Origin of the sequence: Hymenobacter arizonensis (genome assembly GCF_900115775.1) — a bacterium.
GTDB lineage: Bacteria > Bacteroidota > Bacteroidia > Cytophagales > Hymenobacteraceae > Hymenobacter > Hymenobacter arizonensis.
On sequence record NZ_FOXS01000007.1, the window covers coordinates 57016 to 70380 of the forward strand.

The 13365-nt window shown below is 57.4% G+C and carries 3 protein-coding genes; 1 reads left to right on the forward strand and 2 read right to left on the reverse strand.

From position 1 onward, the window contains the following. Positions 1 to 562: 562 nt before the first annotated feature. Both BMZ66_RS20540 and BMZ66_RS20545 read right to left on the reverse strand, forming a co-directional pair. Positions 563 to 4639: a right-handed parallel beta-helix repeat-containing protein gene (locus tag BMZ66_RS20540; protein ID WP_092677910.1), complete on the reverse strand. Its 4077-nt coding sequence runs from the start codon at positions 4637 to 4639 to the stop codon at positions 563 to 565. A gap of 508 nt (positions 4640 to 5147) precedes the next feature. Beyond that, a complete protein-coding gene (locus tag BMZ66_RS20545; protein ID WP_177204832.1) occupies positions 5148 to 7925 on the reverse strand; it encodes a 4-alpha-glucanotransferase in 2778 nt (925 codons plus the stop codon). A gap of 161 nt (positions 7926 to 8086) precedes the next feature. On the opposite strand from BMZ66_RS20545, the gene BMZ66_RS20550 reads away from it, so the two are divergent. Continuing rightward, entirely contained in the window at positions 8087 to 13351 is a 5265-nt protein-coding gene (locus tag BMZ66_RS20550; RefSeq protein WP_143080316.1) for a translocation/assembly module TamB domain-containing protein, read from the forward strand. The last annotated feature ends 14 nt before the right edge of the window (positions 13352 to 13365 follow it).

Here is a 13365-nt window from a genome sequence, read left to right on the forward strand (position 1 = left end):
CTTTCATGGAAAGGTGTTTTGGTTAAAAACGTTCTATTGATTTATTTCAAGAATCTCCAAAACTAGGTTTCGCTATAGGCAGGGCACTTCCTTTTTAGCTGAACTGTTCATTTCCCTCGGTTAACATCAATATGTCACCGTTGACGGCAAGCTTAGCTGTAAGCCATTTGTCAGACTGTAATTGAGCAATGACAAAGAATTACTGCATCAGCTTTAGGAACCGCATGCCTTTGGTCGTGAACATTGAAACGGGAGCGTAACAAGTACCATCAGCAGTACATCGCATATTTTTCGGATAACATAAGCTCATCCTTACCATGGTTTCGCTTCTGTTAGATTTAGCAATAAATTGCATTATTATAATTTAAATCATCATCTATTGAGCATAGTATTTTTAATTATCATAATCCTTTCTTAGATAGATGCTCTATGCAATAGCTGAATTATTTAAATTAAATTTATTTTATTATTAAACCATATAACTATACTGAATCAACGGCATAAAAAAAGCCCCCTCCTTATTGGAGAGGGCTTTTGACTTACCAGCGAACTGGCACTAATACTATTCTTTTACAAGGCGCTTAGTGAAGTTAATTACATGGCCGCCGTTCTGGCCACGCACCAGCAGCGTGTAGGTGCCGCCTACAACACTGTGCAGGTCGAGGGGGTGGGCAATACCTGCTGCCAGCGTTTGGTTAAGCACAGTACGGCCCACGGCATCTATTAGGCTCACTTGGTAAGCACCCGTGGGCAATTGGCCCAGGTCGAGTTGAACCGTGCCCGTAGCTGGGTTGGGGAACAGCGAAATAGTCAATGTTTTGGCAAACTCCACGGTGCGCACGGGCGAGAAGGTGGCCGTGCCGTCGGTGTCGACCTGCTTGAGGCGGTAGTACACCAGGCCGCTGGCCTTGCGGCCGATGCCCGCGTCGGTCAGGGCGTAGTCCGTCGCGCTGGACTTGGTGCCCTGGCCCCGCACTTGGCCAATCGCGGCGAAGTCAACGCCGTTGAGGCTGCGCTCCACTTCGAACCGCTCGTTGTTCTTCTCCGTGGCTGTGCGCCACACCAGCGCCGCGTCCAGGTTTTTCACTGCGGTAACAGTGAACTCAGTCAATTCCACTGGTAGGGGCTGGTTGTTGAGCACAGTAATTAGTGCAGAGAACTCAGACGTGTTGCCGACGGCCAACCCGTTCACCGTAGTGGGAACGGTTACCGTGGCCGTGAGTTTACTGCTTACTAAACTAGTAGCTTGAGCAGCCGTGACGGGAAATGAGAAGCGAAAGCGACTCACGCCCGTTTCAGAGCCTTGCATGGGGGTAGTTGGGCTGCCAGCTGGCAGGCCCGAGGTGGCGCTGTAGTTGGCAGTTCCCACATCTCCATCGCTGGCCGAACCTTCAGTGGCATTAAAGAGGTAGGTTGCGCCCTCGCCGTATTGGGTGGGGTCAGCACTGGCAACGAACAGCTCAAGCAGGGCACCGGCTCTGGCATAGCCCGTAACAAAAAGCATTCCGTTGAAAATAGTAGCCTGGGTGAAAACAGGGAAATTAAGCAGTCCGTTTGCGCCGCTGGCGGCGGTTTTGCCGTTGGCATTGGGCGTTACGCCATCACCTGTTACGGTAGTGTTGGCCGATAAATCGATTCCTAAGGCGCCAATAGTAGTACCACCGTTGGCAAAAATGTTGTTCTGACTGAAACGGTTACCTAAAGTGCCATTTAGCGCTACAATGCCATCGCTGGAATTGGCGTTAATGGTGTTGGCACTAATCAGGTTGTTGTTACCTACTTGAATACCAATTCCGGCGCCTTCCGTAGTACTACCCGTGCCATTGTTGTTAATGGTGTTGTTCCGAATAGTATTGCCATCATTAGAGGCGGTAGCCAGTAGTATACCCCAGCCTGAATTGTTGCTGATTGTGTTGTTATTGATAACGTTCCCGTTAGCGCCAATCAGGTTAATTCCAGCGCCATTCACCGGGCTTGTGCCTGTGATGGTGGTACCTGTCCTGAGTATGTTGTTGGCAATGGTCACCCCAGTTGCATTGGTAGCTGCAGTAGTACCGCTTCGCTGCAACCGAACGCCAGCGACAGCATTATTGGTAGCCGTTACGTCGCTCACTGTTGAGCCGCTTACGCTGGCACCGCTAAATGTAACGGCTGCACCATCCGATAAGGTGATGGTAGTATTGGTTCCGTTTACACTTCCTCGGGCGTTGTTAAGGCCAAGAGAAGCAATGCGGGTGTTGCCACCAGTTACGAAAAGACCTTTTAAGCTATTAAAGTTAATAGTCACCTCAGGGCCGGTAGTGGTATTCGCAATGGCAGCTACTCTATTACCGGTGAGCGTCGCCTGGAATTCCCCATCGATGGCGGTGCGCGAATCAGTAATATCAGGTAGCGGTGTGGCTAGGGTAATGGTAAAGCCGGTCGTTGCATTGTAGCCCGCCGGGGCAGTCATGCCTAACCGCAGTCCCGCTGGGGCAGTACCGTTGGCCCGACCATCATTCATCATGAAAATGGCTGTTTCGATGCCAGCAGCTGGGGTGGTAGCCGTAGTACCAGCAGCAGCCGTTCCGTTGAAGGCGACTTGGTCGAGGGTGGCATTGCCCAACGCGTTAGCGTTGATGATGAACTGGCGCAACGAGCCTTGGTCCGCGTCATTGGTATTGACTACCAAATCAAAGTTAAAACCGAAATCGGCTCCTAAAACAGGGCCCGAGGCAGGGGTTCTGACATTGGTAATGGACTGAATAGTTCTTGCAGCCGTAGACGCGGGCAAATTACCCGAGTTGGTAGCACCAAAGTCAATGAGAGTAGGGATGGCGCCCCCTACTTGGTTGGTGATGGGCGTCGTGCCATTACTTATGAACGTCTGAACAGCGATTGGATTCAGGCCAGTCGTAGCCACAGCACGTGAGCTAACGACGGAGCTGTTCACCACCCGCACTCGATAGTCTGTGCTGGGGGCTAGTGGTGTGGTTCCGGCTTCATTGGTGAATAAATAGTTGCCCTCAGCATCTGTTCCCGTTGAACGAAGAAAAGCTCCGGCTCCTGAATATAATTCAACACGAGCCTCTACTCCCTGCCCACTGCTGCTAAACTGGTTGCGGCCGGCGCCTCCACCGTAGTTTACGTCCTCGAAAACACTGCCACTTATCACCGTATTAAGGTAAACTGGGGTTGGAGAGGCGCCGTCGCCGTTAGGCGTAAGGGGGAAGCCCGCACTGTTGTTCGACTTATCTTCAGCGAGCAAGTTACCGGGAGGCAATACGCTGCCGTTGCTAAGCTGAACATGTCCTTGATTTGCGGTGGCTCCTGAGATAGTAGAAGCATACGCTGAATTAAAAAACGGAGCAGTAGGCGGAGCCGCTCCTACCGCATATGCTAAACGCACCGTGAACCTTATAAGCGCGCTTTGGCCAGCAGTTAACGAACGATTACCCGTCAGCAAGTCTGCGTTGTTGTCTCGTCCGGTAAAGGCGGTGTTGAATGCCAGAGTAGGAGGAGCAGTCGCATTAACTCCAAAGTTGGTAACTGTAGACCCGGTAAGGATACTGAAGGAAGTACTGGGAAAGGTGGTTGCTAGAAAGTCCGCTACCTGCACATTAGGGGCAGTAGTGGTGCCTGTATTTTTTACTCCTACTTCAAATGTCACGTCGTAACGTGTTTCGAGATTAGGACCTCCACCACTGGTGCTTACGCTCACATTCGTGACTTGCTTTATTACATCAATTTTCTGGTCAGGGTTGATGCAACTGGCGCCATCGCTGTTACTTACCGGGTCGATGCTGCTGATTTTCGTCATGGCGCCGTCGGCGGTGCTCACCGAATAGAAGCCGCCGGAGCCAGCTGTTCCGATTGTACCATTGGAGTAAGCATACAGATTACCGGCTACATCGAAGAAGTTTGAGCCCATGACGTCGCCACTGTTCCCCGTACCCAGAATCGTGACTGTAGCCTGCGTGCGTGCAGCGTTGAGCTGCAACCGAAAGGCTTGATTAATGAAGCCTACGCCGTACAAATTGTCATCGGAAGGGCTAAAGGCAATGTCGCGTAGATAGGTCGAGGCATCTAGAATAGATTGGTTGGACGAATTCCGAATAGGTATTTCGTCGTGACTTGTCAATACAGTAGAAAAATTGGCCAGATTTAGGCGAAATAAGATATTATCAGAAGCAACTCCGCTGGCACGGGTCGTCACATAGAAATTACCTTCTTTGTCGATAGTGCCCGAATTATAAGCCAATAGTGGCAAGTCCGTCCGCCCTAAGTCTTGGATGCCGCCTTGTCCGATACGGTAGAGGTGAACGCCATTAGCGGCATTCAAAGTACCGTTATCGGCAGGATAGGTAAGGGCATATAAGTAGCTATCCAGCGAATTATAGGATAGTCCATTTAGAACCACACCTAAGTTTCCCGTGTTATTGGTTCCACCAAAAGTGTAGGGTGCAGTAGTGTAAGCAGCAGTGCTGCGGTTTACTACGTACAGCACCGAACTAGCTCCTGTGCCTGTTCCGGTTTGCCTAACTTGGTAAAAAGTCCCATCGCAAGAGAATGAGCCCCCTGGGTTTTGGGCCTGCACCCTTCCGGGAGCTATTGTTGCACATATCAACAAAAAAGCGAATAATCGTAAGAGTAATTTCATTGAAAAACACAAAAAAAAAGAGGTGACAACCAATCAACGATATGTTCTATGAGGCGGGCATAGTCAACAATGTGCAAATCTAACGTTTCAATCTTAGACGCCTATTAAGTCCTGAATAATTTTCAGTTAATAGGAGCTAATAAAAAATTGCTCAGGCCAGAAAAATGCAAATCCCCTCGCTGTTTTTAATAAAACAACGAGGGGATTTGCCGCTCACTCAGAGAATACACTATCAATCAATGAAACAACCGCTTTGATGGGTAGCCACTTCTACTTTGTAAAGGCATGATTCGCAACCTGATAAGGAAATTAATTTAGCATGTCAAGTATTGGATACCATAACGAAGCTGTTTAGGAAGTCATCTGCCGGTCATTCCGAGCGTAGCCAAGGAATCTCGCTCGCACCGTTCGGGCCTCGTGCAACGTCTCGGGCGAGATTCCTCGGCTGCGCTCGGAATGACGAATAATCACTCATTACTTCCTAAACAGGTTCAACATTATATGTCAGTTACTGCCTACGTCCGCTGGTCTCCACCAGCCCGCGCAGGGGCTCGTTGAAGCCGACGGCCTCCACCAGTTCCTCCAGCGGCAGGTGCAGGCGGTACCGCCAGAAGTGCGTGGGGTTGCTGGGCACGTTGATTTGCTCGTCGTGCGGGTTGGCGCGGCGCAGGCCGTTGTCCATGGCCAGCAGGTCCTGCAGCGGGAAGATGGCCCACATGGCCGGCGAGTGCAGGTGCTGCACCAGGATTTCACGCGCCACCCAAGGCTCGCAGTAGAAGGGCGCTACCTCGCGCCAGTGCCCGAGGATGGTTTCGAAAAAGCGTTGGGTGCGCACCCGGTCCTCTTCCCACCAGCCGCGGACGGTGCTCATGTCGTGGCTGCTGGTCGTGACTACGCTCAGGTAGGGGGCGGTGTCGGGGTGGCCGAACTCAGTTTCGGGGTTGGAGGGCATGCGCTGGATGTTCAGGCCCAGGATGCCGAGTTCCTTCATCACACCTGGCACCGAGGCCGGCACCATGCCCAGGTCTTCCCCGCAAATGAGCATGTCGGTGGCGTAGCGCACGGGTGGGAGCTTTACCAGGCCTTGCTGGCGCCAGAACTCTTCGTGGCGACGGAAGAAGAAGTCCACGTAGATGTCGTCGTAGAGGCGGCGGCGGTCTTCGTCGGAGTCCAGCTCGCGGAACGAGTAGCTCTTGTTCAGGGTGATGCGGGGGTGATAGAAATCGTTGCCGGCAGGCACGAACAGTACCTCGTTCACGAGTTGGAATAGGCCTTTTTGCAGCCAGGCAAAGTAGTCGGCACTCTCGGGCTCGGCGGCAGTTTTTCGGGCCAGGTAGGCTTCAATTTTTCGCTGATTGTCAACGGGCTCCTTCAGGTGAATGCGGCCGTAGCTGGCATCATACATGTACTCATCGAATACAGCCTGCGCTTCGCCCTGGAAGATATCCTGCAGCATGTGCCAGCGGATGTAAGGCTCGCAGAGGCGGCTGTAGTCGAACCAGCCGAGGCGGCGCTCAATGTCATGGCGGTGCAGCGGAAGGGCCGGCGAGAAATGGCCCAGCAAGCCTTCTACCGACTCGATGGGCATTTCCCAGATGCGGAAGAAGCCCAGAATGTGGTCGATACGCAGGGTGTCGAAGTAGCGGCTGAGGTGGCCCATGCGCTGTTTCCACCACTTGTAGTCGTCCTGGGCCATACGCTCCCAGTTGTAGGTGGGGAAGCGCCAGTTCTGGCCAGTGGTGGAGAAGTCGTCTGGTGGGGCGCCGGCCTGGCGGTCCATGTGGTAGAGCTCGGGCTGGGTCCAAGCGTCCACGGAGTGGCGGTAGATGCCGATGGGCAGGTCGCCCTTCAGCACCACGCCGCGGCTGCGGGCGTAGCTTACGGCGGCACGCAGCTGCTTGTCGAGGTGATACTGCACGAAGAAAAACAGGCCAAATTCGTCGTAGTTGGCGGCGGTTTCGGCAGTCAGCTCATCTAAATCTTGTGGAGTCCGGAACTCAGCGGGCCACTGCTGGAAATCTGCGGTGCCAAACCGGTCGCGCAAGGCCGAGAAGGCGGCATATGGCACCAGCCACTCGGCCTGGCTGGTATAGAACTCGCGGTATTCGGGGTCGGCCAGGAAAGCTTGCTTCTGCTGCTGATAGAGCAGCTTGAGAAACTTCCACTTGGCGTTCATCACCGGCTCGTAGTCCACGAAGTCTTTGGCGTTGAGCTCCTGCTTCAGGCGGGCTAGCTCCTGAGCGGCTTTCTTGTCTTTTAGCGTGGCAATGCCTTCGAGGTGAATGAACTGCGGGTGCAGCGCAAACACCGAAATTGCGGCATACGGATACGAATCAACCCAGGTGTGCGTGGCGGTGGTGTCGTTGATGGGCAGAATCTGCACCAGCTTGAGGCCGGTTTGCACGGCCCAGTCGGTGAGCAGCTTCAGGTCGGTGAACTCCCCTACTCCGAGGCCTTTTTCGCTGCGCATGGCAAAAACGGGCAGCGCCACGCCCGCCCCGCGCCAGGTGTCGGGGTAGCGGTAGCTTTCGTCGTTGAAGACGCGGGCTGCGGTGCGGTCGGTGGTAGCAGGCACCACGCGGTTTTCGCCGCCTTCCATGTCTAGGGCGTGCCCGGCTTGGGGGTCCCACATGGCGTATTTATATAGGCAGTCAGCTTCGGGGTTTGCGAGTGCGACGGTAGCGGCCCAGGTGGGGTACTCGCGGTCAGTCAGCACGAGGCCCTTGGTGTTGTCCCAGGCGCCGAGGGCAGGGTCGGAGCCGAGAATGCAGAGCTGCAAATGGGGCTCGACGCGGGGAGCCAGCAGGCGGAAAGTGGTTTCGCCGGCGGCCGGGGTCAGAGTTGCCGCGGAGGCGGTGGCAATTGCAGGAGCTTTGGCTTTCTTGCCTTTGGCTACCGGAGTTGCTGCCGCTACAGGCCGGCGAAACAGCGCCTTGGTGAAGGCGGCAGTCAGCAGCTCGTTTTCGGGTTGGGCGGGGGCGCGCCAGTAGTCGGCCAGGTGCAGGCGCTGTGCACGGGCGGGGTCGTAGGCAACGGTGCGGTTGGGGCCAAACTCCCAGTGGGCGCTTTGGGTGTTGGCATCGAGCAGGACATACTTATAGGCAAGGGTCTGCTCGCCGGCGGCGTCGGCTACGGTCAGCTCGTGCTGCCAGCAGCCGGAGGCTTCGTCGTAGCGCATTTCGGCTGCGGCGCCTAATTGGAAGTTGCCTAGCTCAGAATGTGCGCCACAAACGGCCAGGCGTTGGCCGAAAACGGTGCGATAGGGAAGGGAAAAACGTAATATCATGCAATCGGTGGGTTTGGGGGGCGCAAGATAAGGAGGGCGTTTGGCAGCCCGCATCAAGCACAACTATACGGGCTTGGATACGGAGGATTGCCAACCCGGGCCGGCCGTTTTGCGTTTGGCGAATAAGTCTTGTTCTGTTTGCCGCTTACTCACCTTCTGCTTTGTCAACTTTTCTACGTCGCGCCCTTTACGGTTTGCTAGGGTTATTGGCCCTGGTACTGTTCCTTGTTGTCGCTGTGGTGGTGGCGCTGCAATTTCCCGCTGGCCAGGACTTTGTGGCCCGACAGGGCGAAAGCTACCTGCGCGATAAGCTGAAGACGGACGTCCGAATAGGGAAGTTTCGCACCGACTTTCGCCACGCCATCAACCTCGACGGCGTGTACCTGGCCGACCAGCAGCGCGACACGCTCGTATCTGTTGGCCACCTGGGCGTCGACCTGGACATTTGGTCGCTGGTGAAGGGCCAAATCAACGTATCGAACGTGGAATTAAATGACGGCCGCGTGCGCCTGACGCGCACCGAGCCCGATTCGGTCAACAACTACGACTTCATCATTGCGGCCTTCACCGACCCCACCGCGCCGGTCGACACCACGGCCTCGGGCCTGAAATACGACATTGGCAAAGCCCGCCTCACCAATATCTATTTCTCACAGGAAGACCAGGTAACCGGCTCCGACATTCGGGCAAAGATTGGCGAGTTCACGGCCAACATGGACGAGGTGGATGTGGATAACTCCATCTACAAGGTGGATAACGCGGCCCTGCGGCGCGCATCCATCAGCATAACTCAAACCAAAACGGCCCCGGAAGTGGACAACCCCGCCCCCACCGAGCCGCTCACCTTGCAGTTTGGGCTGAACCGGGCTACGCTCGACAGCGTGCGTTTCACTTATAGGAACAGTCCAGCAGCGCAGTTCATTAATACTACCATTGGCTTGGCTGATATCACGGCCCGTAACATTGACCTGCGCAACGAGCGGGTCGACCTCACCAAGCTCACGCTCAAGAACACCACGTTTGCCTACTCCCAAAACGAGGACGTGCCCGTGGAGCAGCGTGTGGTGAACCCCGCCGAAGCCGTTCGCAAGCTCGACGAAGCTACTTCGCAGAACACCGCCGCTGATGGCCAGCCCCTGAACTGGCGTGTGACCCTGGCCGAATCCGACATCAGCGGCCTCGACGTGGCCTTCAACAACTTCAACGAGCCCAAGCAGCGCACCCGCGTGCCGGCCATGGACTACAACCACCTTAATTTCACGGGCTTGGTGCTGAACACCCGGGACCTCTCCTTCTCTGAAAACCGCACCACCGTCAAAGTAGACAACCTGGCCGGCCGCGAGCAGAGCGGCTTCCAAATCAATAGCTGGCGGGCCAATGTGGTGTACGACTCGGTGCAAATCCGCCTCGACAGCCTCGACCTGGTAACCCCGCACACCCGCATCCGGCGCACGCTGGCTATTGGCTACGAAAGCCTTGATGCGCTGGCCGACACCAAAAACCTTCCGAACTTGAAGCTGGAAGGCGACCTGCGCAATGTGCGCCTGGGCTTCCGCGACATCTTGTACCTGGCGCCCGACCTGGCCGGTACGCCCCCGTTCAACACCGGCCCCAACCAGTCGGTGCTGGTGAACGGGCAGATTGCTGGCCGCGTGGGCGACTTCACGGTGCGCAACCTGGAGTTTGTAGGGCTGCGCAACACCGTGCTGCGCGCCCGACGCGGGCGCATTCAGGGCCTGCCCGAAGTGGACTCGCGGCTGTACGCCGACCTCGACATTCAGCAGTTCAGCACCACCGAAGCCGACATCCGTAGCCTAGCGCCTAAGGGCAGCATTCCGACCAACATCAGCATTCCGCCGACGCTGGCCGTGAGCGGCACGTTCCGTGGCCGGCCCACGGTGCTGCAGTTTGATACCAACCTCAAGCTGCGCTCCACCTACGGCGACATTGCTTTCAACGGCAACCTGGGCGCCAAGCAGGCCAACGGCCGGCAGCCGGTGGTGGGCACCTTCAACGTGGGTGGGTTCGATTTTGGCAAGCTGCTGAAGGACCCCACCATTGGGCGCGTCACGGCCTCGGGGCGCATCAACGCCAGCGGCGACGTGCAGGACCCCGCCACCCTCATCGGCCAGGTGAACGCCACCGTGCAAAGTGCCGTGTATAACGGCTACACCTACCGCGGCGTGACGGCACAAGTCGACATTGACCGCAACCGCTACGTTATCGACGCCAAGAGCAAGAGCGACCCCAACCTCGACCTCGACCTGCAGGCCGTGGTGAACTTGCGCGACGCCAACAATCCCAGTTACGAGCTAACTTCCCTCAACCTGCGCGGCGCCAACCTCACGGCTCTGGGTTTCTACACCGGCGGCGACCTGCGTGTGCAGGGCAACCTGGCCGCCAACATCACGGGTAGCAGCCTGAACACCATCAACGGTACCCTCAACGGTACCAACATCATTGTGGTGAAGGACAACCAGCCCTTCGCTTTCGACACCGTGCGGGCCACCATCGTCCAGACCGCTACCCGGGCAGCAGTGGATTTCAACTCTAGCATTGTGGCCGCGAAGCTCGACGGCAACGTGCTGCTCGGCGACCTGGCCCCGGAGCTGCAGCAGCACATCGACCGGTATTTTGACTTGCCCGGCGTGCGCTACGTAGCCAGCAACGCCGACCGCCGCTTCACCTACTCCGTGCAGCTCAAAGACGTCAAGCTGGTTACGCGCCTGGTGCCGGAACTCAAGCAGATTTCGCCCTTCACGCTCGCTGGCGAGTATTCGCGGCAAGCTGCTCGCCTCACGGCCAACACCATCATTCCCATCATTCGCTACGGCAACTATCGGATTGACTCCCTGAACCTAGCCGTGGATTCGGACGCCCAAAAGCTGGACTACGGCCTGCGCATGGCCCAGGCCGCCCAGGACACCACGCTGCGCCTGCGCCGGCCGAGCGTTGTTGGCAACGTGGCCGACAATAAAGTATTCAGCCGCGTAGCCATCCTCGGCGACTCGGCCAACCGAGAGCGGCTGGCGTTGGCGGGCACGCTGTCCGTAATCAACAATCCTGCTACCCGGACCCAGCCAGACGGCACCAGCACTTATGAGTTTGTAGCCTCGCCCGAGCAGGTGATTAACTACGAAAACTGGACGGCCGGCGCCAACAACTACGTGCGCTACTTCCCCACCGGCGCCGTAGTAGCCAATGGCCTGAACCTAACCAACGGCCGCAGCAGCCTGGCCCTGCAAAGCCAGAACCCCAACGTGCCCACCTCGCCGCTAGGCGTCACCTTCACCAGCTTCGAGCTGTCCGAGCTGGCCCGCATTGTACAGCAGCAGGATTCGCTGGTGGCCGGGCAGCTCAACGGCACGGCCCGCATCGACAACCTGGGTACTCCCCGCCAGGCCTTCACGGCCGATGCCACCATAAGCAGCCTGGTATTCCAGAAAGCGCTTATCGGTGACATTGCCCTGAAAGCCACCAACCCCGCCCCCGACCGCTACGACATCAATGCCCGCCTGACCGGCGGCGAGGCCGGCTCCGTGGGCGGTGGCGGCAACGACGTGGCCATCGATGGAACGTACATCACCAGCAGCGCCACACCGCTTAAGTTCAGAGTCAATGCCAACCGGCTCAATCTGAAAGTGGTGGAGCCGTTCTCGGCCGGCCAGGTGCGTAGCGCCACGGGCTTCCTGCGCGGGCAGCTCACCGTGACCGGTGCCACTGACGCGCCCCAGGTGCGAGGCGCGCTCACCACGTCCAACGATGCCGGCTTTATTGTGCCGCAGTTGGGCTCGCCCTTCCGCCTGCCCGAGCAAAGCCTGACGTTTGACGACCGCGGCATTGCATTCAACAATTTTACGGTGCTGGATTCGGCTTCCAACAAAGCCGTGGCCAATGGCTACCTGCTCACGACAAACTTCGTTGATTACAACTTCGACCTGCGGGCCTCGACCAAAAACTTCATGGCCGTGCGCAACACCCGCGAAAACAACGAGCTGTTCTACGGCCGCCTAATTCTGGACTCGGAAACCCGCCTGACGGGCCCGCTCACGCTCATAAAAATAGACACCCAGGTGACCGTGGCCGAAGGCTCGAACCTAACCGTGGAGTCGCCGAGCAACACGCCCACTACCGTGGAGCGCGAAGGCATTGTGGAGTTCGTGAACATGCGCATTCCCGTCGATACCATGCTGGCCCGCAACCTGGGCGCCGACACGGTGAAGGTGGCGGCCCAGGGCTACGACATCACGGCCGTGGTAACCATCACGCGTGCCACGCCCTTCACCATCGTCATCGACCCCGCCAGCGGCGACAACCTGCGCGTGCGGGCCGACGGCACCCTGAACACCAGCATTGCTCCGGACGGCACCATTAGCCTCAGCGGGCGTCTGGAAGTGGCTCGTGGTCGCTACAACATGTCGCTCTACAACCTGGCTTCGCGGGAATTCCTCATTCAGCCGGGCTCGTCCATCTTGTGGGACGGCGACCCCTACAACGCCACGCTCGACATCACGGCTATTTATAAGGTGCAGGCTGCTCCCGCCGAGCTGCTGGCCAGCCAGGGCGAAGACGACCCCACCAGCACCACTGTTTCGCGCAACCGCCTCCCCTTCAACGTGCTGCTGAACGTGCGCGAGCAGCTCAGCAAGCCCACCATTGGCTTCGACATTACCCTGCCCGAAAACCAGCGCGGTGCCCTCGGCGGGCAGGTCGATGCCAAGCTGGCCCAGCTGCGCCAGCCCAACCAAACCTCGGAACTCAGCAAGCAGGTGTTTTCGCTGCTGATTCTGGGCCGGTTTGTGGCCCAAAACCCCTTCCAGACCAGCAGCGGTGAGGGCCTGGTAGCCAGCCAGCTGCGCGGCAGCGCCAGCGCCGTGCTCACCGACCAGCTCAGCAGCCTTACTGATAAGTACCTCTCTGGCCTGGGCCTGGACCTGGGCGTGACCAACCAGGCCGACTACACCTCGGGCGAGGCTCGCAGCCGTACCGACCTGAATGTGGCCATGCGCCGCCAGCTGTTCAACGACCGCCTCACCGTGCGCGTGGGCACCGACATCGCCCTGAGCGGCGGCGGCAGCGGCACCCAAGCCACCCAGGGCCAGAACAACGCCAGCAACCTGGTAGGCGACGTGAGCCTGGAATACACCCTGCTGGCCGATGGCCGCCTGCGGGTGCGGGTGTTCCGGCAGAACGCCTACGAAGACATCGACGGGCAAATCATTCGCAATGGGGCTGCCCTGGTGTTTCAGCGCGACTACCGCGACCTCAAGGAGCTATTCTCCAAAGTGCCCGCCGACGTGAAGGAAGAGCGCAAAGCCAACCGCAAAGTAGAAAAGGCCGAGAAGAAGGCCGAGAAAGATTCCGTCCAGAGCCAGCCCACGGCCCGGGTTGACACGTCGCGCACCCAGGCCGTTTCCGGACGATAATTACCGATGTTTAG

What these genes read in the sequence shown, in the direction of transcription:
- BMZ66_RS20540 (WP_092677910.1), bottom strand. Translation starts at nt 4,639, where the DNA reads ATGAAATTACTCTTACGATTATTCGCTTTTTTGTTGATATGTGCAACA.
- BMZ66_RS20545 (WP_177204832.1), bottom strand. Translation starts at nt 7,925, where the DNA reads ATGATATTACGTTTTTCCCTTCCCTATCGCACCGTTTTCGGCCAACGC.